Origin of the sequence: Amycolatopsis sp., assembly GCF_035546795.1 — a bacterium.
Lineage (GTDB): Bacteria > Actinomycetota > Actinomycetes > Mycobacteriales > Pseudonocardiaceae > Amycolatopsis_E.
In genome coordinates, this window is the sequence record NZ_DASZWC010000016.1 from 165,104 (window position 1) to 186,090 (window position 20,987).

Below are 20,987 nucleotides of genomic sequence, written 5' to 3' on the forward strand. Positions count from 1 at the left end.
CGCCCTACCAGGGTAGACCGTCCGGTTCACTCGCGTGTCGGCCACCGGCGCGTGATCCGTACCCCACCGAGGGTCAGGGCGGTCAGGCAGACCGCCAGCACGAGCACCGCCGCCGAGGGCCGTTGCGCGGACGCCAGCAGCCCCAGCAGCACCCCGCCGAAACCGACCGTCAGCGCCGAGGCGACCCAGTCCGCCACCTGCATCGCGGAGGTGTTGAACCCGCGCTCGGCCACCGGGGAGAACCGGAACAGCAGCAGGCTGATCGACGGGTACGCGGTGCCCATGCCCGCGCCACCGACCACGCAGCCGACGAAGGCCACCCAGCCCGGACACCACGGCTCGGCGACGAACGCGAAGATCACCAGCGACGACGCGACGAGACCGAAACCCAGGCGCAGCAACATTTCCCGGGACCGGTCGGGGTGGCGGCCCTGCACCCAGGACGCGGCCGACCAGCCGAGCGCGCTGACCGTGAGCGGCAGTCCAGCGGCCGCCGGGTGGTAGCCGTGCACGGTCGTCATGGTGAGCGGCAGGTACGCCTCCATCCCGGCATACGCGCCGCCGAGGAACGCACGGGACACCACCACCGTCGGCAGTCCCGGCCGCGCCGTGAGAGTGCCGGGCGGGAACAGCTTTCGCGCGGAAAACGCCAGCGCGACAAGGCCCGCCAGGCCGTAACCGAGCGCCGGCCCGGACGGATGCTGGGCCGCCCAGGTGAGAGCCGCCACACCGAGTGCCGCGGCCACCGCGGCGGCGACGCCCGCCCGCCGCTGCCGGTCCCCCGGCTCCGGCCGGCCGAGCCGCCGTGCGATCGGCACGAGCATCAGCAGGCCCAGCAGCGCCAGTGGGGTCAGGCCGAGGAACACCCAGCGCCAGCCGAGGCTTTCGGTGACCAGACCGGCCACCGACGGGCCGATGACGGCGGGCAGCACCCACGCGGCCGCGTTCGCGGCGTACATCGCCGGGCGCTCACGATCGGTGTAGACCAGTGCGATCAGCAGCGACACGGCGACGAGCACAACCCCGGAACCGAGGCCCTGCAGCGCCCGGCCGGCCAGCAGCATCGCCATGTTCTTCGCGCTGCCGCAAAGGAAAAGCCCGCCGAGGAAGACAGCGGGCCCGGCCACGAGCGCGAGCCCGGGACCGCGCCGGTCGCACACCCGCCCGGAAAGCACCGTCGCCACCACGCTCGCGACGAGGAACATGGTGAACGGCCAGGAATACAGCGCCTGCCCGCCGAGCGCGGCCACCATCGTCGGCATCGCGGTGGCCACGCCCATGTTCTCGAAGGCGATCAGCGTGACCACGAGCAGGCTCGCGACGGTGGTGGTCCGGTGGTCCGGAGACCACAACACGCCCTGGGGCCGTTCCCTGGTGATCACCCGTCCAGCCTGCAACCTCCAGTGCAGTGGAGGTCAACGGGTTTTACCACTCCGGCCAAAAGTAGGCGGACACGGTCCGCAGCCAACATGCTGGTAGAAACCCATTCCGTCGTGGCTGTGGTCGGCTTGGTAACAAACGGCACATTACTCCGGCACGGTCACCAGCGGCGGCAGCACCGGAGCGCGGCGCGGCGCCCGCACGGTGCCCAGCGCCGAGTGCACGGCGGTCTCCGCGAGCTCGGCCAGCTCACGCCGGTCCGCGGCGCGACCGGGTGCGATTTCCTCGCACACATGCATTTCCAGCACCAGCCCGCGCAGCCGCGCCACCCGGCGCAGCGAGTCGACGAGCGACTCCGGGCCGATGAACGCGGGCTGCGTGGTCTCCCTGCCGTCGGCGAGCCGGTAGCGCAGCGCGATCGGCCGCACCGGCACACCACCGTCGATCGCGGCCTGGAAGGTGGCGGGCCGGAAGCGACCCGAAGCGAGCCCGCACCAGGTCGTGCCCTCCGGCGTCACGTTCACCAGCGAGCCCGCGCGCAGCGCGTCCGCCAGCTCCGCCATCGTGCCCGGCAGGGTGGAAAGCCTTTCCCGGTCAAGGAAAACGCTGCCACCCCTGGCGACCAGGCCGCCCAGCACCGGCCAGCCCGCGATCTCCTTCTTCGCCAGCGCGCGCATCGGCCGCACCGCGTTCACCGCGACGATGTCCAACCAGGACACATGGTTGTTCACCACGAGCGCGCCACGGCCGGGCTCCGCCGTACGGAACTCTTCGCCACCGAAGACGGCCAGCCGCACCCCGAAAGCCCGCAGGATCGAGCGGAAGATGAAGCGCGCCAACGGATCCCGCGCGCCGCGGAACGCGAACAGCGGGCACGCCACGACCGCCAGCAGCACCACCGAGATCGCCCCGGCGACGCGAAAGACACGGCGTGGCAACGCGACGGGATCACCGGCAGGCGTCAGGCACCCGTCGCCGCACGGCGAGGCCGGCATCCAGGCGTGGCTCACGCCCCCGCTCCCAGGAAGAACTTCAGGTACCGCTCGTCCATCTGCTGCAGGTCCAGCAGGGTGAAGAAATCCGCCACGCCGAAGTCCGGGTCGTGCGCGGGCGGGCCGCACACCTTCGCGCCCAGCCGGGTGTAACCCTTGATCAACGGCGGCAGCACCGCGCGCGCCGGGCGGGCGATTTCGTGGCTCTGCCAAGGATTCAGCGGAGCGACCCGCAAGGCTTCGTCCGAGTAGTGCTTGGCCTTGATGAGATCCCACACGCCCGCGGCGTAGGAGCCGCCGTCGTCCAGCGGCACCGAGGCGCAACCCGCGAGGTACCGGTGTCCGGCCAGCAGCATGTACCGCCCGATCCCGGCCCACACCAGGCTCACCACGGCACCGGACCGGTGCTCGGGATGCACGCAGGAACGGCCGGTTTCCACGAGGGAGCCGCGCAGCCCGGTCAGCGCGGTCAGGTCGAATTCCGTGTCCGAGTACAGTTCGCCGGCTTCCGCGGCGCGCTCCGGCGGCAGCATCCGGTAGGTGCCGACGATCTCGCCGCTGTTGTCCTCGCGGACGACGAGGTGGTCGCAGAACTCGTCGAAGCGGTCGATGTCGAGCCCGGTCTGGCTGGTGTGCAGGTTCGCACCCATTTCCTCGGCGAAAACCTGGTGGCGAAGTCTTTGTGCCGCAACGACTTCGTCATTTCCGGCGACGAGCAGGGAGTAGTGGCGAGCGCCTTCGGCGGCTTCGGCACTGACGAGTAGCTGTGACCGCGTCATACCCCAAGGTGTACCCGGGGTGGGGAAACCACCAGGACCCCCAAAGCGTGTCGAGTTTGTGCACTTTACGTGAACCAAACACGAAGAAGGGCGCCCCCGTGTGCACGGGAGCGCCCTTCGGCTTCCGCGGACCTCAGCCCTTACGCTTGCTGACCTCGTCGGTGAGCTGCGGGGCGACGTTGAACAGGTCGCCGACGACACCGAAGTCGGCGATCTCGAAGATCGGCGCCTCGGCGTCCTTGTTCACCGCGACGATCGTCTTCGAGGTCTGCATGCCCGCGCGGTGCTGGATCGCACCGGAAATGCCCAGCGCGACGTACAGCTGCGGGGAGACCGTCTTACCGGTCTGGCCGACCTGGAACTGCGCCGGGTAGTAGCCGGAGTCCACCGCGGCACGCGAGGCACCCACGGCGGCGCCGAGCGAGTCGGCGAGCTTCTCCACGACCTCGAACTTCTCGGCCGAACCGACACCACGGCCACCGGAGACCACGATCGAGGCCTCGGTCAGCTCGGGGCGGTCGCCACCGACGACCGGCTCGACACCGGTGATCTTGGCGGACTTGGCCGCGTCGGTCGCGGGGACCTCGACGGTCTCCTCCGCGGCCGCGCCATCGGCCTCGCTCGCCTCGACCGCGCCGGGACGGACCGTGATGACCGGCAAACCGCTGGCAGCCTTGGACTTCACGGTGTACGCGCCACCGAAGATCGACTGCTCGACGGTGCCGTCGGAGTTGACCGCGACCACGTCGTAGAGCAGCGCGCCACCGAGCCGCACGGCGAGCCTGCCGGTGACCTCCTTGCCCTCACCGGTCGCGGCGGCCACCACGGCCGCCGGGGATACCCGCTCGGCCAGCGCGGCCAGCACGTCCACCTTCGGCGTCACCAGGTAACCCACGGCGTCGTCGGACTCGGCGACGTACACCTTCTGCGCGCCGTAGGCGCCCAGCTGCTCCTTGAACTTGCCGGCGGTGCCCGGAGCACCGACGACGACGGCGGACGGCTCACCGAGCTCGCGCGCGGCGGTCAGCAGTTCGAAAGTCAGCTTCTTCAGCTCGCCATTGATGTGGTCGACGAGGACCAGAACCTCAGCCATGTCTCGTTACTCCTCTCAGATGAGCTTCTGGCCGACCAGGTACTCGGCGATCTTCGCACCGCCGTCACCCTCGTCCTCGACACGCTGACCGGCGGTCCGCGGCGGCTTCGGGGCCGCTTCGGTGACCGCGGACTGCGCGTTGGCGAGGCCGACCGCACCCGCGTCGATGCCGAGGTCGGCGATCGTGAGGGTCTCGACCGGCTTCTTCTTGGCGGCCATGATGCCCTTGAAGGACGGGTATCGCGGCTCGTTGATCTTCTCGCTCACGCTCACCAGCGCGGGCAGGCTCGCCTCGAGGTGGGTCAGCCCGTCCTCGGTCTCGCGGTCGGCCTTGACGCTCGAGCCGTCGACGGTCAGCTCACGTACGAAGGTCAGCTGCGGCAGGCCCAGCAGCTCGGCCAGGATCGCGGGCACGGCACCGGCGCGGCCGTCGGAGGCCTCGTTGCCGGCGATGATCAGGTCGTAGCCCTCGACCTTGCCGATCGCCGCGGCCAGCACCTTCGCCGTGGCGATCACGTCGGAGCCGTGCAGCGCCTCGTCGGAGACGTGGATGGCCTTGTCCGCGCCCATCGACAGTGCCTTGCGGATGGCGTCGGTGGCGCGGTCCGGTCCGACCGAGATCACGGTGACCTCGCCGTCGGCGGCTTCCTTGATCTTGAGGGCCTCTTCGACGGCCTTCTCGTTGATCTCGTCGAGCACCGCATCGGCGGACTCGCGGTCCAGCGTGTGGTCAGCGTCGGAGAGTTTCCGCTCCGAATAGGTGTCTGGCACCTGCTTGACCAGGACGACAATGTTCGTCATGGGTCCCCTTCGACCTCCTCTAACCTGCGCTACTTGCCGGTAGCGTATGGAGGATTCGCCGTCCTGGCGCGCCGAGGTGACGGCATTCACCTGGATTCGCAATTTACCGGGACCATGGTCCCAATTTCTGAGCGATGCAGGAACGCTACTCCGGGTGGATTCCCTGGCGGACGGACTACACCTCGTAGACCTTTCGGGTTAACCTCACACACCGTGTCCACTCACGTAGCGGTAGTAACCGATTCGACCGCCTCGCTGCCCGACCAGTTGGTCAGACAGTGGGGCATCAAGGTCATCCAGCTCCAACTGCAGGTGGCGGACCGGATCGACGACGAATCCCGGTTCGACCGGGGCCAGCTCGTCGACTCGCTGGAGGCGGGTCTCCCGGTCGCCACCTCCCCACCCGATCCAGGCGCGTTCTTCTGGACGTACCAGGACGCGGCCAGCGCGGGCGCCAGCGCGGTGGTCAGCGTGCACATCTCCGGGCGCATGTCGGCCACCGTGCACGCCGCCCGTCAGGCCGCCGAACAGGTTCGCATCCCGGTGTACGTGCTCGACAGCGCGACGGTCGGGATGAGCCTCGGTTTCGCGGTGCTGTCCGCGGCCCGCGCGGCCGCCGCCGGCGCGCAGGTCAACCGGGTCGTCGAGGCAGCCGAACGCAGGTTCACGAGCAGCTCCGAGCTGCTCTTCGTGGACACACTCGAATACCTGCGCCGCGGCGGCCGGATCGGCGCCGCGTCCGCGTTGCTCGGCACCGCGTTGTCGATCAAGCCGTTGCTGACCGTGAAACGCGGCGAAGTCGCGCCACTGACCCGGATTCCGGGCGCCCGCCGTGCGATGAACAAGCTGCTCGACATCGCCGCGCAGCGTGCCGGCAACCATCCCACCGAGCTGGCGGTGTCGACGTTCCGTCGCTCGGACCGGGAAATGAACCTGGTCCACCAGCTGCGCGAGCGGATCCCGAACGTGCGGGACCTGACCGTCGTCGAGGCCAGCAGCGTCGTCGGCGCGCACGTCGGGCCGGGTTCCATGAGCATCACCGTTTCTCCCGTCTGACCGCAAGACCGCAACAGCCCCACGAGATCCGCAGTGATCCGGAGAATTTCGACCAGACCTGTAACGTTCCCTGATCTTCACCCGATAGGGTGGCCCCCCAGCCGCACTAGCCGAAGGAGCAGCTGAGTGCAAACGGGGACTACGACTCGTGACGCGACCAGCGATGAAGAGCGCCTGCTGGCCGAACTGAGAAGATTCTCGACCGCCCCCTTCGACGCCAGACCGGTGCAGACGGCCGACGGGAACGACCTGGACGTGCGGCTGTTCAGCACCACGTACCTGCCCTCGTTCGTCGCCGCCGAATCGCTGGAGGAGAACCAGCGCCCGGTCGAAGCCGATCTCGCGTGGCTGCGGCTCACCACGCCCGGCGGCACCCCGACCGCGCTCGGCCTGCTGTCGGTGGGCAAGGACCCCGCCGCGCACGTACCCGGCGCCTACCTGCAGTTCATCCGCTACCAGGGCCTCGACCTCGACGCGCCGGTGGTGGACCAGCACGAGCTGCGCGGCAACATCGTCGGCACGGCGGCCCGGCTGAGCGCGCTGCTGACCGGACATCTGCGCACCAGGCTGGCCGAGGGCGAAGGCCTGTTCCGCGAGGAGCAGCTGCCGGACTACCCGCTGGAGGCGCTGCGCGAGACTTGCATGAACGCGATCATGCACCGCGACTACGAGCGGTCCCACGCGCCGGTGCGCATCGCCTGGTTCGACGACCGGATCGAGGTGACCAACCCCGGCGGCCCGTTCGGGCAGGTCCGGCCGGACAACTTCGACCGGGTCAACGACTACCGCAATCCCGGGCTGGCCAGGGCGATGAAGGCGCTGGGATACGTGAACCGGTTCGGGCGCGGTATCTGGCGCATCCGCTCGGCGATGGCGCGGGCGGGCAGCCCGGTGCCGGAGTTCCGGATCGAGGAGCGTTCGTGGTCGGTCATCTTGCGCAAATGGCCGTGAGTACCGGCAAGTAGGGTCGGGGCCGTGAGCACCTCATCCGCGCGCGCCGAAGCGCTGCATCTCACCGGGGAACGAACCGTACCGGGCATCCCGGAGGAGACGTACTGGTTTCGGCGCCACGAGGCGGCCTATCTGGCGCTGCTCCCGCACGTTTCGGGTGGCACCGTGCTGGAGGCGGGCTGCGGTGAGGGCTACGGGGCCGCGCTGATCGCCGGGCACGCCGAGCGCGTACTGGCGCTGGACTACGACGAGCCGACGGTCGCGCACGTCGCGCGGCGCTATCCGGAACTGGCCGTGGCGCGGGCGAACCTGGCCTGGCTGCCGGTGCGTTCGTCCACTGTGGACGCCGTAGCGAACTTCCAGGTGATCGAACACCTGTGGGACCAGGGCGGGTTCCTCGCCGAATGCCATCGCATACTGCGGCCCGGAGGGCGGCTCGTGGTCACCACGCCGAACAGGCTCACGTTCACTCCGGACAGTGACACCCCACTGAATCCTTACCACACCAGGGAACTCGCACCGTCCGAATTGGACGAACTACTGCGCGGAGCCGGGTTCGAGGTGCAGTTGCTGCACGGGCTGCACCACGGGCCGGGCCTACGGGTGCTGGACGAGCGCTACGGCGGTTCGATCATCGAGGCGCAGCTGGACGTGGTCATGGGACAGCTGCCGGGCCAGGCCACCTGGCCGGAGCCGCTGCTCACCGACGTCGCCGCCGTCCGCGCCGGGGACTTCGAGATCCACGGTGAGCGGCTGGCCGAAAGCCTGGATCTCGTTGCCGTGGCGGTGCGCCCATGACCGAAGGCACGTTTTGCCTTGTACTGCACAGCCATCTGCCCTGGCTGCCGCACCACGGCTCGTGGCCGGTCGGCGAGGAATGGCTTTACCAGGCGTGGGCGCACTCGTATCTGCCGGTGGTCGACCTGCTGCGCCGGTTCGCCGACGAGGGCAGGCGGGATGTGCTGACCCTCGGCGTCACGCCGGTGCTGGCCGCGCAACTGGACGACCCGTACGCGCTGCGGACCTTCCACGAATGGCTCGGGCACTGGCAGCTGCGGGCGATGCAGGCGAGCACCCTGTCCGGTCTCGGCGACCTGGGCGCGCTCGAACACCGCACCGCGATGCGCGCCACCGAGGACTTCGAAACCCGCTGGCGCCACGGGTTCTCCCCCATTCTCCGGTCCCTTGTGGACAGTGGGACGATCGAGTTGCTCGGCGGCCCGCTGACGCACCCGTTCCAGCCGCTGCTGGATCCGAGAATCCGCGCGTTCGCGTTGCGCGGTGGCCTGGACGACACCGAACTGCGGATCGGCCGCCGCCCGGCGGGCATCTGGGCCCCGGAATGCGGCTACGAGCCGGGTATGGAGGACGGCTACGCGGCCGCCGGCGTGCAACGGTTCCTGGTGGACGGCCCGTCGCTGCGCGGGGACACCTCGGCGGCGCGCACCATCGGCAGCTCCGACGTGGTCTGTTTCGGCCGGGACCTCGAAGTGACGTACCGGGTCTGGTCACCGAAGGCTGGTTATCCGGGGCATGCGAACTACCGCGACTTCCACACCTGGGCGCACGAGGTGGGGCTGAAACCCTCGCGGGTGACCGGGAAAACGGTCGCGCCGCAGGACAAGGCGCCTTACGACCCGGCGCTGGCCGCGGACACACTTTCCTTGCACGTCAAGGATTTCGTGGAGACCGTGGTCTCCCGACTGCGCTCGCTGCGGGAGCGGAACGGGCGGGAAGGCCTCGTCGTCGCGGCCTACGACACCGAGCTGTTCGGGCACTGGTGGCACGAAGGGCCGGCGTGGCTGGAAGGCATCCTGCGCGCGCTGCCCGAGGCGGGTGTGCGCGTCACGACGCTGGAAGGCGCGCTGGCGGCTGGGCACCTGGGCTCGCCCGTCGACCTGCCGGCTTCGTCCTGGGGCTCGGGCAAGGACTGGCGGGTGTGGGACGGCGAGCAGGTCGCCGACATGGTCGCCGACAACGCTTCGCTGCAGCAACGCCTGCTCGCCCTGCCACGGTCGGAGCTGCGGGACCCCGTGCGCGACATGGCTGTCACCGAAGCGATGCTCGCGCTCTCCAGCGACTGGGCCTTCATGGTGACCAAGGATTCCGCCGCCGACTACGCCCGGCGCCGCGCGAGCGTGCACACCGAGCGGTTCGACGCCCTGGCCGCCGGGCGCGCGCGTTCCTTCGGCGGGGACCGGTTGTTCGGCCACCTGGACGCCCGGCTGCTGTAAGAACGGAAGCCCGGAACCCGTCCACGGTAGCGGCGACCACCGACAGAAACGGGTTCCGTGCGGCGTCACCCACGCAGGTGCCAGTACCTCTTCTATCGAGCGCATTCCGGCGCCGCCACGGCGCTGGGATGCTCCACTTCGTCCATGAACGGATCGAGCTTTCGCAGGTTGCTGGTGGCGCTGCTGGTCGGCTGCACGATGCTGGCCGCCGCACCCGCCGCCACCGCGACCCCGGCGGCGCCCAAGTCGAAAATCCACGTGCACGCCAAGGCCGACAAGGACCGGGTGCGCGTCGGCGAGAAGGTGAAGATCAGTGGTGGACTGGACGAGTCCGCCGCCTCCCGAATGGACGGCGGGGCCGAGCCGGTGATCGTGCAGAGCCTGCAGGCCGGGGTCTGGGTCGATCTGAGCACCGGCTCGTGCCGCCCCAACGGGCTGTTCAGTATCAATCTGAGCTTCAGCGTCTCGGCGCAGCTGACCTTGCGCGTGTACCACCCGGAAACCGCCGTGTACGCCTCCGCCTATTCGAGCGTGTTCGGGTTGCTCGTGCTGTAAGGGTGACCTGGGTCACGATCCCCGGATTCGTGTCCCTCGGCCATTGCCCGGCGAAGTTGACTAGTGAGTAACCTTCGCTCATGCGCGTGCTGATGGTCTCCTGGGAGTACCCACCGGTCGTGGTGGGCGGGCTCGCCCGCCACGTGCACGCCCTGGCCCGACACCTGGCGAAGGACGGGCACGAGGTCGTCGTGCTGTGCCGGCACGTCTCGGGCACGGACGCGCACACCCACCCCACCACCGACCGGATGGTCGACGGGGTGCGGGTCATCCGGGTCGCCGAGGACCCGATGCACGTGACGTTCGAGCAGGACCTGGTCGCCTGGACACTGGCGATGGGGCACGCGATGGTGCGCGCCGGGCTGAACCTGTTCCGCACCTGGCAGCCGGACGTGGTGCACGCGCACGACTGGCTGGTCGCCCACCCCGCGATCGCGCTCGCCGAGACCAGCGGGAAGCCACTGGTCGGCACCATCCACGCGACCGAGGCCGGCCGGCATTCGGGCTGGTTGTCGCATCCGCTCAACCAGCAGGTGCACTCCGCGGAATGGTGGCTGGCGAACCGCGCCGACGAGCTGATCACCTGTTCACAGGCGATGCGCACCGAGGTCGCCGGCCTGTTCGACCTGGAGCCCGAGGCGGTCACCGTCATCCACAACGGCATCGAGGAACGCGGCTGGCGGGTGCCACAGGCCGAGATCACCGCCGCCCGCGCCCGGTACAGCCCGAAGGGCGAGCCGTTGTTGTTGTATTTCGGCCGTCTGGAATGGGAAAAAGGGGTGCAGGACCTGCTGGCCGCCCTCCCCCAGATCCGCCGCGAACACCCGGGCGCCCGGGTCGTCGTCGCCGGGCGCGGACGGCATCTGGAGCCGCTCGTCGAGCAGGCGCGGAAACTCCGTATCCGCCGCGCCGTGCATTTCGCCGGGCACCTGCCGGACAGGGAACTCCGGGCCGCGCTCGCCGCCGCCGATGCCGTCGTACTGCCAAGCCGCTACGAACCCTTCGGCATCGTCGCATTGGAGGCGGCTGCCTCCGAGGCTCCGCTGATCGCCTCCACCGCGGGTGGGCTCGGCGAGGTGGTGATCGACGGGATCACCGGGCTGGCTTTCGCCCCCGGTGACGTCGCGGGACTGCAGACGGCGGTGGATTCCGTGCTACGGGACCGAAAATCCGCCCGCCGCCGCGCCCGCACCGCCCGCGCCCGCCTGTCGGTGGACTTCGACTGGGCCCGCATCGCCGAAGCCACCGCCGAGGTCTACCGCCGCGCCCGGGCCGCAGACCACGGCGAACTGGCCAGACCGAAGATCCCGACGGGGAACGCCTTCAAGCCCTAAGGCCCACGCGCACGCCGCCCGGCAACGCAACCCACACCGTCACCCCGCCACCGAACAGATCCTTAGCGCCCGCCGCGGTCGACGTGTCGTTGCTATCGCAGCGCAACCATTGCCACGCAAGGAAAAAACTGCTCGCCGGAGAGGGCAGGCTCCAGGATGACAAGGGCCCGTGGCTCAGCCGCCGGTCCCAGCATGACTGGGAAGGAGTGGGGTGTCATCCACTCCGGGGTCGGTGCGCGGTGCGCACCGACCCTCAAAACACCGGCAACACCGCACCCCGCTCCCCCTCCGGGCGAGGCCCGAAAATCCGCCGTTCGCCGGCCTCGATGCGGACGTCGTTGATGCTCGCCTCACGACGGCGCATCAACCCGTCCTCCGAGAACTCCCACAGCTCGTTCCCATAACTGCGGTACCACTGCCCGGACGCGTCATGACACTCGTACTGGAAGCGCACCGCGATGCGGTTCCGGCGAAAGCCCCAGAGTTCCTTGCGCAGCGCGTAATCCAGCTCTCGCTCCCACTTCGCCGTCAGAAACCGTACGATGGCCGCGCGACCGACGACGTGCTGGTCCCTGTTGCGCCACACGGAATCCTCCGTGTACGCGAGCGCGACCTTCTCCGGGTCGCGGGTGTTCCAGGCATCCTCCGCCGCCTGCACCTTCTGCGCGGCGGTCGTCTCGTCGAACGGCGGAAAAGGCGGGCGGCTCATCGCGGACCTCCAAGAGAACGTGGGTTCTCCGCCATCGTAGAGAACCAACGTTCTCCGCGCCAGCACGAAAACAGCCCGGTGGGAAGTTGGGGGTTCCCACCGGGCCTTCCGCGCGCTGTCCGGCCAGAGATCAGCGCGAGCCGTTTTCCCTGTCAGGAGGGAGGGAAAACGGGGTCAGTGCAAATCGGTCAGGTACCGCGCGTACGCACCCGTGGTGAGGAAGCCGGGCAGCTTCTCACCGAGCGCGGTCTCCACGAAGATCGCCCTGGCGTCGTCGAGCCGGTTGCCTTCTCCCAGGTCCGCCCGGACTTCGGCCAGCTCCTCGTCCAGCCACCCGTGCACGAGCTCCGCGGTGACAGCCGTACCGTCCTCGAGCTTCGTGCCGTTGCGGATCCACTGCCAGACCTGGCAACGGGCGATCTCGGCCGTCGCGGCGTCCTCCATGAGGTTGGCGATGGCCGCGGCACCGGTGCCCCGCAGCCACGAGTCGACGTAGCGCAGGCCGACGTTGATGTTGGCGCGCAAGCCCTTCTCCGTCACCTCACCACCGGCGCTCGCCACGTTCAGCAGGTCTTCGGCGGTCACCTCGACATCGTCGCGCAGCCGGCCGAGCTGGTTCGGCCAGCCGCCGAGGGTTTCGGTGAACACGCTCTCGCACACCGGGACCAGCCCGGGGTGCGCGACCCAGGAACCGTCGAACCCGTCGCCGGCCTCGCGTTCCTTGTCCTGACGCACCTTCTCCAGCGCGTTGGCGTTGACCTCCGGGTCCTTGCTCGGAATGAACGCCGCCATCCCGCCGATCGCGTGCGCCCCACGCTTGTGGCAGGTGCTCACGAGCAACTCGGTGTACGCGCGCATGAACGGCACCGTCATGGTCACCTGCGCGCGGTCCGGCAGCACGAAGTCCGCACCGTGGTCGGCGAAGTTCTTGATGATCGAGAAGATGTAGTCCCAGCGGCCCGCGTTCAGCCCGGCGGCGTGCTCGCGCAGCTCGTAGAGGATCTCGTCCATCTCGAACGCGGCGGTGATCGTCTCGATCAGCACGGTGGCCCGGACGGTGCCCTGCGGAATGCCCAGTTCCTGTTGCGCCAGCCGGAAAACGTCGTTCCACAGCCGGGCTTCGAGGTGGCTTTCCAACTTGGGCAGGTAGAAGTACGGTCCGCTGCCCCGCGCCAGCAGCTGGCGGGCGTTGTGGAAGAAGTACAGCCCGAAGTCGACCAGGCTCGCCGAAACCGGGCGGCCGTCGATGCGGATGTGCTTCTCCACCAGGTGCCAGCCGCGCGGGCGGGCGACGATGGTCGCCGGGGCGTCGCCGATGGCGTAACGCTTGCCGTTCGACTCGAAGTCGATGTTGCGGCGGATCGCGTCGAACAGGTTCAGCTGACCGCCGATGATGTTCTGCCACGTCGGTGAGGTCGCGTCCTCGAAGTCGGCCAGCCACACGCGGGCGCCCGAGTTCAGCGCGTTCACCGTCATCTTCCGGTCGGTGGGGCCGGTGATCTCCACCCGGCGGTCCTCCAGACCGGGCGCGGGCGGGGCGATCTGCCACGAGGGATCGTTGCGGATCCAGCGGGTCTCGGGCAGGAAGTCCAGCGGCCGCTCACCCGAGGCGAGCTCCTCCCGGCGACGGCGCCGCGCGTCCAGCAGTTCGCGGCGGCGGCCGGCGAAAGCGTTGTCCAGCTTGGCGATGAAGTCCACCGCGGCCGGGGTGAGAATTTCGTCGAACCGCTCCCCGCGGGGACCGGCGACGTCGATCCGGGACGTGAACATGACTACCTCTCTTCGGCTTGCGCGGCGGGCGGTGCGGCCGGCGCCTCCAACGTGGAGACGCCGGCCGTTCGCTACCTCAGAACTGGGCTTCCTCGGTGGAACCCTTGAGCGCGGTGGTCGAGCTCTCCGGGTTCAGCGCGGTGGAAACCAGGTCGAACCAGCCGGTGCCGACCTCGCGCTGGTGCTTCGTGGCGGTGTAGCCCCGCTCCTCCGAAGCGAACTCGCGCTCCTGCAGGTCGACGTAGGCGGTCATGCCCTCGCGGGCGTAGCCGTGCGCCAGGTCGAACATCGAGTAGTTCAGCGCGTGGAAACCGGCCAGCGTGATGAACTGGAACTTGTAGCCCATGTGCCCCAGCTCGCGCTGGAACTTGGCGATCGTCGCGTCGTCCAGGTGCTTCTTCCAGTTGAACGACGGCGAGCAGTTGTAGGCCAGCATCTGGTCCGGGTACTTCGCCTTGATCGCTTCGGCGTAGCGGCGGGCCACCTCGAGGTCGGGCTCGGAGGTCTCCATCCACAGCAGGTCGGCGTACTCGGCGTAGGCCAGCCCGCGGTCGATGCACGGCTCGATGCCGTTGGTGACCTCGTAGAAGCCCTCCGAGGTGCGGCCACCGGTCAGGAACTTGCGGTCCCGTTCGTCGACGTCGCTGGTCAGCAGCGTCGCGGCCTGCGCGTCGGTGCGGGCGACCACCAGGGTCGGCACGTTCAGCACGTCCGCGGCGAGGCGCGCGGCGTTGAGGGTGCGCTCGTGCTGCTTGGTCGGGATCAGCACCTTGCCACCGAGGTGACCGCACTTCTTCTCGGACGCGAGCTGGTCCTCCCAGTGCACACCCGCGGCGCCGGCGGCGATCATGCCCTTCATCAGCTCGAAAGCGTTGAGCGGGCCACCGAAACCGGCCTCGGCGTCGGCGACGATCGGGGCGTACCAGTCGATGTCGCTGTTGCCCTCGGCCCAGTTGATCTGGTCGGCGCGGCCGAGCGCGTTGTTGATGCGGCGGACCACGGCGGGCACCGAGTTGGCCGGGTAGAGGCTCTGGTCCGGGTAGGTCTGGCCGGAGAGGTTGGCGTCGGCCGCGACCTGCCAGCCGGACAGGTAGATCGCCTTGAGGCCGGCGCGGACCTGCTGCACCGCCTGGTTACCGGTGAGCGCACCCAGCGCGTGGACGTAGTCCTCACTGTGCAGCAGCTGCCACAGCCGCTCCGCGCCACGGCGCGCCAGCGTGTGCTCCTCGACCACACTGCCACGCAGCTTGATCACGTCGGCCGCGCTGTAGGTCCGGTTGACACCCTTCCACCGGGGGTCGGTCTCCCACTGCCTGGCCAGCTCTGCGGCTGCCTGCTCGAGGTTCTCTGCCATGAGATGTCTCCACCTTTGCGAACTTTGCGACGACTCGCTGTCTGCCAATGACCATGACATGGCCTGCGGAAACATCGCCACAGCTCCAATTTGCCAATTTCTGTAAAATTTCCCGTAGCATGTTGTGAAGGTTGCGAACACGGGGTTCGCAGCGCGACGAAATCTTGACGACTGAACCGGTTTCTTGATCGGTACGGGCTGAAAGATCTCCGACGGGAGGGCCGATGGCAGACAAGACTTTCGCCGGCGCGAAGCTGCGCCATCTCCGCGAGAGCCGCTCGATGAGCCAGGCGGACGCGGCACGTTTGCTGGAAATCAGCCCCAGCTACCTCAACCAGATCGAACACAACGCCCGGCCCTTGACCGTTCCAGTGCTACTTCGCATCACCGAAGCGTTCGGTGTGGACACCGAGTTCTTCGCCAACAACGACGCCGCGCGGCTGGTCGCCGACGTGAAGGAAGCGCTGCTGGACGAGACCGTCGGGGTGGAGGCCACCACCAGCGAGCTCAACGAGCTGGCGACGAACCTGCCGGGCATCGCGCAGGCGCTGGTGAAGCTGCATCGCAACTACCGCAACACCGTCGAGGCCACGGCCGCGCTGGTCACCGAGAACGGCATGGGCATGCATGGCAGCGCCGCCGCTCCGCTGCCGCACGAGGAGGTCCGGGACTTCTTCTACGAGCGCGAGAACTACGTGGCCGAGCTGGACGAGCGCGCCGAAAAGATGGCGGGTGACATCGATCTTCGCCGTGGCGGGGTGCACCGGACCCTGCAGGATCGCCTGACCGACCACTACGGCGTGCAGGTCACCAGCGAAGGCATCGACGAGGCGCGCGGCCAGCAGCACAAGTACGAACCCGGGTCGCGCATCCTGCGGATGGCGCCGAGCCTGCGCATCGGGCAGCGGGCGTTCCGGATGGCTTCGCAGATCGCGTTGCTGGAGTACGACGACCTGATCACCGAACTCGCCGACTCGTGGGCGTTCTCCGGACCGGCCGCGCGCTCACTGGCCAGGGTGGGGCTGGCGAACTACTTCGCGGGCGCGCTGATCCTCCCGTACGGCCCGTTCCTGTCCACGGCCGAGCAGTGCCGCTACGACATCGAGCGGCTCTGCGATCATTTCGGCGTCGGGTTCGAGACGGTCTGCCACCGGCTGTCCACCTTGCAGCGCCCCAAAATGCGCGGGGTGCCGTTCTCGTTCGTGCGGGTGGACCGGGCAGGCAACATGTCGAAACGGCAGTCCGCCGCCGGTTTCCACTTCTCGCGGGTCGGCGGTGCCTGCCCGCTGTGGAACATCTACGAGGCGTTCACCGCGCCGGGCAAGATCATCACGCAGATCGCGACGCTGCCGGACGGCAAGAGCTACTTCTGGGTCGCGCGCACGATCCAGCGCAACATCGGCGGCTACGGCAGCCCGGGCAAGATGTTCAGCGTCGGGCTCGGCTGCGAACTCCGGCACGCGCGGCGGCTGGTGTATTCGCAGGGCCTGGATCTCGACGACCGCGCCGCGGCCACGCCGATCGGCATGGGCTGCAAGGTGTGCGACCGGCCTGCCTGCCCGCAGCGCGCGTTCCCGACGATCGGCAAACAGCTGACGGTGGACGAGAACACGTCGACGTTCGTGCCCTACCCGGCCGTCCCCAAAGGCTAGGCAAGCGGCGCGAAGCGTCTCCGTTGAAGGTGGTGGTGGGCGACGGGTGGGTAGGGTTGGATTCGTGATCCTCAGTGTGTGCGGGAGTCTGCGGGACGGCTCGACCAACGCCGCGGTGTTGCGGACGGCGAAAGCGCTGGCACAGGAGGACATCGACGCCTACACGAAGCTTGGCGAACTCCCGCCTTTCAACCCCGACGACGACCACGAGCCGCTGCACCCCGCGGTGGCCGACTTGCGCGCCCGCCTCACCGCGGCGGATGCCGTGCTGATCTGCACGCCGGAGTATGCGGGCGCATTGCCGGGCTCGTTCAAGAACCTGCTCGACTGGTCGGTCGGCGCGGAAACAATGCAGGACAAGCCGGTCGGGTGGATCAACGCCTCGTGGGCGGCCACCGGCGCGGCCAACGCGCACGCGTCGTTGCGGATCGTCCTGGGCTACCTGAACGTGCGGATCGTCGAGGACGCCTGCGTGCACATCCCCGTCGGCCGCACGTCGCTCGGCGAAGACGGCCTCGTACAGGACCCGGCGGCGCGCGAGGCGATCGCCGCGGCGGTGGCCACGCTGGCTAAAGCCAGTTGATCCAGGTGCCGTGCGAATCCGTCCACCCCAGTGGGCGCCCGTCGCGGGCCAGCAGGAAATCGGCCGGATGGTCTTCGATCTCGACGCCGGGGATCACCGGGCTCGCCTCGTTGGCCAGCCACACCGCGCCCGCGGCACGCACGGATTCGGCGAAGGCCACTCGCTCCGCGGCCTCACGGACGTAGATGAGCACGGCGGTGTGGAACACCACGAGCGTGGCGTCGCGCGGCGCTTCCCTTGCCAGTGAAGCGAAATCCGCGCGCAGGTCGCCCCGGCGCACCGGCGGCGGATCCTGCTTGGCCAGCTCCAGCGCGGCCCGGAGCCTCGGCAGCCGTTCCTCCTCGCCAGGCCAGATCAGCGCCTCCAGCCAGGCGCAGTCGTCGGCGTTCGTCACGTCGACGGGGTTGAGGTCAAGACCCGCCCGCCAGACCACTTCGGGCGTGCGGGACGGCAGCGGCGTCGCGTCGTTGGCGTGGCAGCGCAGCGTGAGCGGGCCGGGAATGGTGACGCGGCCGTAGTCGTAGCCGTACCGGTCGGGCTGCAGACACAGCCCGGCCGAGGCGCCGACTTCCAGCAGCGCCAAGGGTTGCGGCAGCTGCGCGAGCGCGGGGAGCAGTGTCGCGCAACGGGCGGGCTCGTTCGTCTGCGTCCGGCGTGCGAGCATCACTTCGCGGATCTCGTCCGTACGCTCGGCGAACCGGGTGCGGAACCAGGGCCAGTCCGGAACCGGCCCGCACAAATACTGCACCGCACTGAAAAACAGGTTCGGCTGCCACTTCTGCGGCGGCAGCTCGGCGAGGAACCCGAGCATCCGTGGGTCGTCCGCGACGCGCGCCGCCACGTCGGCGTACACCCGGGACTTCGGCGGAGCCTCGACCTCGGCGAACCGGGTGTACACGCGAACGATCGGCTCGGTCACGGACCCGTCCTAGCCCTGCTCCAACGTCTTCTGCAACGCCTTGTTCGCCTTACGGGCCATGTCCTTGATCGCTTCACGGCGTTCGGCGTCGGCCTCGTAGTCGGCCTTGCGGTCGCGCACCACGCGCGCCGGCGAGCCGACCGCGATCGCGTAGTCCGGGATGTCGCCGCGCACCACGGCGTGCGCGCCCAGCACGCAGCCCCGGCCGACGCGGGTGCCCTTGAGCACCGAGACCTTCGTGCCGATCCACGTGTCCGGCCCGATCCGCACCGGCGACTTGACGATGCCCTGGTCCTTGATCGGCAGGTTGATGTCGCTGGTGACGTGGTCGAAGTCGCAGATGTAGACCCAGTCCGCGACGAGCGTGGCCGCGCCCAGCTCGATGTCCAGGTAGCCGTTGACCACGTTCTGCCTGCCGAACACCGCCTTGTCGCCGATGCGTAGCGAACCCTCGTGGCAGCGGATGGCGTTGCCGTCGCCGATGTGCACCCAGCGGCCGATCTCCAGCCGGCCGTAGCCGGGGCGGCAGTGGATCTCGACGTCCTTGCCCAGGAACACCATGCCCCGCAGGATGATGTGCGGGTTGGCGACCCGGAACTTCAGCAGCCGCCAGTACCGGACGAGATACCAGGGCGTGTACGCGCGGTTGCGCAGTACCCAGCGCAGCGAATCGGCGGTCAGGAAACGCGCCTGCCGAGGGTCCCGCCGCGCGCGCCGCCACGCTGCCGCCCGGGAAACCAGCGGCGCTCCCCACATCGATGTCATAGGTTGACGGTACCGAGCAACCGGCGAAGGAGAAGCATGGGGACGAAGCTGATCATCGACACCGATCCCGGCGTGGACGACGCCTTCGCGATCGCGCTGGCGGCCTTGAGCGAAGACGTCGAACTGCTCGGGGTCACGACGGTGTTCGGCAACGTCGGGCTCGATGCCACCACGCGCAACGCGCTTCGGGTGCTGGAGCTGTGCGGCCGCTCCGATGTGCCGGTGGCGGCAGGCGCGGCTCGGCCGCTGGTCCATCCGCAGCCGGCGCGCGCCGGGCACGTGCACGGGTCCGACGGGCTGTCCGGCCGGTCGGCGGCGCTGCCGGACCCCGAACGCGAGCTCGAACCGGGGGGCGCGGTGCGGTTGCTGGTTTCGCTGCTGGAAGCGGCCGACGAACCGGTCACCATCGCCCCGATCGGCCCGCTCACCAACATCGCGCTGCTGCTGGCCGCGTACCCGGACGTGCGGGAGAAGATCGGCCGGATCGTGCTGATGGGCGGCGGGGTCGACCGCGGCAACAGCACGTCGGCGGCGGAGTTCAACATCTGGAGCGACCCCGAGGCCGCGCGGCGCGTGCTCGTCGAGGAGAACGTGCCGTGCGTGATGGTGCCGCTCGACCTGACGTACAAATGCGCTGTGGACACCGCCTGGCTGGCCAAGCTCGCGGCCGCCTCCCCGATCGGCGCCGCGCTCGACGCGCTGACCCCGGACTATCTGGCTTCGTACCGCCGTTCGCTGGGCTGGGACGGGATCGTCCTGCATGACGCGGTGGCGGTCGCGGAGGCGATCAGTCCGGGCATCCTCGAGACCGAGGCTTATCCCGTCGAGGTCGAATGCTCGTTCGGCCCCGGCCGCGGGGCCACCCTCGTGGACCGGCGGCGGCCGGCGATGCGCGGCGAGGGCGAAGGCGGCGTCGCCCCCGGCACGGTCGAAGTGGCCGTGGACACCGATGTGGACGCGCTCGGTGAGTTCGTGCTCGGGCGGCTGGCCCGCTGAAAGTCGTGGGCCCGGATACCCCTGCGATCCGGGCCCACGACTGTGACTCAGGCGGACAGCGCGCCGCGGAGCACGCCGATCGCCTGGGTGATCGCCGCCTCGGCGGCGTGGGTCTCGCGCAGGGCGTTGAGCATCACGAAGTCGTGGATGATTCCCTGGTACCGCACCGCCGTGACCGCAACGCCCGCTTGACGCAGCTTCGCCGCGTACGCCTCACCTTCGTCGCGAAGGACGTCGGCCTCGCCGGTGATCACGAGCGCCGGCGGTAGCCCCGCCAGCTCCTCCAGCGAAGCGCGCAACGGGGAAGCCGTGATCTCCGCGCGCTGTTTCTCGTCGGTCGTGTACTGGTCCCAGAACCACTTCATGCCGGTGCGGCTGAGGAAGTAGCCGTCGGCGAACTCCTCGTACGAGCCGGTGTCGAAGTTCGCGTCGGTCACCGGGTAGAACAGCACCTGCTGGGCGAAGTGGACGTCGCCGCGCTGCTTGGCCAAGATCGTGGCCGCGGCGGTCATGTTGCCCCCAACGGAATCCCCGGCGATCGCGATGCGGCCGGTGTCGAGGTTCTTCTCCTCGCCGTGCTCGGCAACCCACTTCGCGATGGCGTAGTTCTGCTCGATCGCGACCGGGTATCGCGCCTCGGGTGAGAGGCTGTACTTCGGGAACACGACGGCGGCGCCGACGCCGACAGCCAGCTCGCGGACGAGCCGGTCGTGGGTGTGCTCGTTGCCGAACACCCAGCCGGCGCCGTGGATGTAGACGATCACGGGCAGCGCGCCGGTCGCACCCTTCGGGCGCAGGATCCGTACCGGCACGTCGGCGACCGTGGTGTCCTCGATGTCGACATCCGGCTTCTCGATCTCGCCCGACTGCACCTCGTCCACCGTCTTGCGGCCGTCGACCGGGCCGAGGTCGTAGAGATAGGGCGGGTTCGCCGTGGCCTCGGCGAAGGCCTGTGCGGCGGGTTCCAGTGCGAGGTTCCGCGGGTTGGCTGTCATGTCGATCTCCTCGGGGTATGCGGCGTCTAACCGGCTGACACTGAAGGTAGTACCCAATTAAGTTGTGCA

At 69.2% G+C, this 20,987-nt stretch carries 20 protein-coding genes; 9 read left to right on the forward strand and 11 right to left on the reverse strand.

Annotated elements, in window-relative coordinates:
* Positions 1-26 precede the first annotated feature (26 nt).
* The 5 genes from VHD82_RS11635 to VHD82_RS11655 all read right to left on the reverse strand — a co-directional run bounded on the left by VHD82_RS11635 (position 27) and on the right by VHD82_RS11655 (position 5,045).
* Positions 27-1,382 carry an MFS transporter gene (locus tag VHD82_RS11635; protein ID WP_325700982.1) on the reverse strand — a complete coding sequence of 452 codons (1,356 nt, stop codon included), beginning with the start codon at positions 1,380-1,382 and terminating at the stop codon, positions 27-29.
* Between the two features lie 144 nt (positions 1,383-1,526).
* Complete coding sequence (locus tag VHD82_RS11640; RefSeq protein ID WP_325700985.1) at positions 1,527-2,390, reverse strand: lysophospholipid acyltransferase family protein; 864 nt, start codon at positions 2,388-2,390, stop codon at positions 1,527-1,529.
* Positions 2,387-3,151, reverse strand: coding sequence for a GNAT family N-acetyltransferase (locus VHD82_RS11645; protein ID WP_325700988.1), 765 nt, complete (start codon positions 3,149-3,151; stop codon positions 2,387-2,389). Before VHD82_RS11645 ends, VHD82_RS11640 begins: the two co-directional genes overlap by 4 nt.
* A 133-nt stretch (positions 3,152-3,284) precedes the next feature.
* On the reverse strand, positions 3,285-4,244 hold the full coding sequence (locus VHD82_RS11650) for an electron transfer flavoprotein subunit alpha/FixB family protein (RefSeq protein ID WP_325700991.1): 960 nt from the start codon (positions 4,242-4,244) through the stop codon (positions 3,285-3,287).
* Positions 4,245-4,259: 15 nt separating this feature from the next.
* Positions 4,260-5,045 (reverse strand): electron transfer flavoprotein subunit beta/FixA family protein, encoded by a 786-nt coding sequence (locus VHD82_RS11655; RefSeq protein WP_325700994.1) that lies wholly within the window; start codon positions 5,043-5,045, stop codon positions 4,260-4,262.
* Positions 5,046-5,258: 213 nt separating this feature from the next.
* On the opposite strand from VHD82_RS11655, the gene VHD82_RS11660 reads away from it, so the two are divergent.
* The 6 genes from VHD82_RS11660 to VHD82_RS11685 all read left to right on the forward strand — a co-directional run bounded on the left by VHD82_RS11660 (position 5,259) and on the right by VHD82_RS11685 (position 11,175).
* The gene (locus tag VHD82_RS11660; RefSeq protein WP_325700997.1) at positions 5,259-6,101 is read left to right on the forward strand and encodes a DegV family protein; all 843 of its coding nucleotides are present in this window, start codon (positions 5,259-5,261) and stop codon (positions 6,099-6,101) included.
* Positions 6,102-6,227: 126 nt separating this feature from the next.
* A complete protein-coding gene (locus VHD82_RS11665; RefSeq protein ID WP_325701000.1) occupies positions 6,228-7,052 on the forward strand; it encodes an ATP-binding protein in 825 nt (274 codons plus the stop codon).
* Positions 7,053-7,076: 24 nt separating this feature from the next.
* The gene (locus VHD82_RS11670) at positions 7,077-7,850 is read left to right on the forward strand and encodes a class I SAM-dependent methyltransferase (RefSeq protein WP_325701003.1); all 774 of its coding nucleotides are present in this window, start codon (positions 7,077-7,079) and stop codon (positions 7,848-7,850) included.
* Positions 7,847-9,286: a glycoside hydrolase family 57 protein gene (locus tag VHD82_RS11675; protein WP_325701006.1), complete on the forward strand. Its 1,440-nt coding sequence runs from the start codon at positions 7,847-7,849 to the stop codon at positions 9,284-9,286. The genes VHD82_RS11670 and VHD82_RS11675 overlap by 4 nt, the downstream gene beginning before the upstream one ends.
* 144 nt (positions 9,287-9,430) lie before the next feature.
* Positions 9,431-9,841, forward strand: a complete 411-nt coding sequence (locus VHD82_RS11680; protein ID WP_325701009.1) for a hypothetical protein — start codon at positions 9,431-9,433, stop codon at positions 9,839-9,841.
* 80 nt (positions 9,842-9,921) lie between these two features.
* On the forward strand, positions 9,922-11,175 hold the full coding sequence (locus VHD82_RS11685; RefSeq protein ID WP_325701012.1) for a glycosyltransferase family 4 protein: 1,254 nt from the start codon (positions 9,922-9,924) through the stop codon (positions 11,173-11,175).
* 253 nt (positions 11,176-11,428) lie between these two features.
* Here the strand turns inward: VHD82_RS11685 and VHD82_RS11690 are convergent, their stop codons facing one another.
* The 3 genes from VHD82_RS11690 to aceA form a co-directional block, all read right to left on the reverse strand.
* Positions 11,429-11,884 carry a nuclear transport factor 2 family protein gene (locus VHD82_RS11690; protein WP_325701015.1) on the reverse strand — a complete coding sequence of 152 codons (456 nt, stop codon included), beginning with the start codon at positions 11,882-11,884 and terminating at the stop codon, positions 11,429-11,431.
* A 174-nt stretch (positions 11,885-12,058) separates the two neighbouring features.
* A complete protein-coding gene (aceB, locus tag VHD82_RS11695; protein WP_325701018.1) occupies positions 12,059-13,654 on the reverse strand; it encodes a malate synthase A in 1,596 nt (531 codons plus the stop codon).
* Between the two features lie 76 nt (positions 13,655-13,730).
* Entirely contained in the window at positions 13,731-15,008 is a 1,278-nt protein-coding gene (gene aceA / locus VHD82_RS11700; protein WP_325701021.1) for an isocitrate lyase, read from the reverse strand.
* A gap of 224 nt (positions 15,009-15,232) precedes the next feature.
* Between aceA and VHD82_RS11705 the strand changes: the two genes are divergently transcribed.
* Together VHD82_RS11705 and VHD82_RS11710 are read left to right on the forward strand one after the other, a co-directional pair.
* The gene (locus tag VHD82_RS11705) at positions 15,233-16,660 is read left to right on the forward strand and encodes a short-chain fatty acyl-CoA regulator family protein (protein ID WP_325701024.1); all 1,428 of its coding nucleotides are present in this window, start codon (positions 15,233-15,235) and stop codon (positions 16,658-16,660) included.
* Between the two features lie 64 nt (positions 16,661-16,724).
* On the forward strand, positions 16,725-17,243 hold the full coding sequence (locus VHD82_RS11710; protein WP_325701028.1) for an NADPH-dependent FMN reductase: 519 nt from the start codon (positions 16,725-16,727) through the stop codon (positions 17,241-17,243).
* Here the strand turns inward: VHD82_RS11710 and VHD82_RS11715 are convergent.
* Together VHD82_RS11715 and VHD82_RS11720 are read right to left on the reverse strand one after the other, a co-directional pair.
* Complete coding sequence (locus VHD82_RS11715) at positions 17,230-18,162, reverse strand: DUF2332 domain-containing protein (RefSeq protein WP_325701030.1); 933 nt, start codon at positions 18,160-18,162, stop codon at positions 17,230-17,232. The genes VHD82_RS11710 and VHD82_RS11715 overlap by 14 nt on opposite strands.
* A gap of 9 nt (positions 18,163-18,171) precedes the next feature.
* On the reverse strand, positions 18,172-18,927 hold the full coding sequence (locus tag VHD82_RS11720) for an acyltransferase (RefSeq protein ID WP_325701032.1): 756 nt from the start codon (positions 18,925-18,927) through the stop codon (positions 18,172-18,174).
* Between the two features lie 36 nt (positions 18,928-18,963).
* Between VHD82_RS11720 and VHD82_RS11725 the strand changes: the two genes are divergently transcribed.
* On the forward strand, positions 18,964-19,923 hold the full coding sequence (locus tag VHD82_RS11725) for a nucleoside hydrolase (RefSeq protein WP_325701035.1): 960 nt from the start codon (positions 18,964-18,966) through the stop codon (positions 19,921-19,923).
* A 47-nt stretch (positions 19,924-19,970) separates the two neighbouring features.
* Here the strand turns inward: VHD82_RS11725 and VHD82_RS11730 are convergent, their stop codons facing one another.
* Positions 19,971-20,918, reverse strand: a complete 948-nt coding sequence (locus VHD82_RS11730; protein ID WP_325701038.1) for an alpha/beta hydrolase — start codon at positions 20,916-20,918, stop codon at positions 19,971-19,973.
* Positions 20,919-20,987 lie beyond the last annotated feature (69 nt).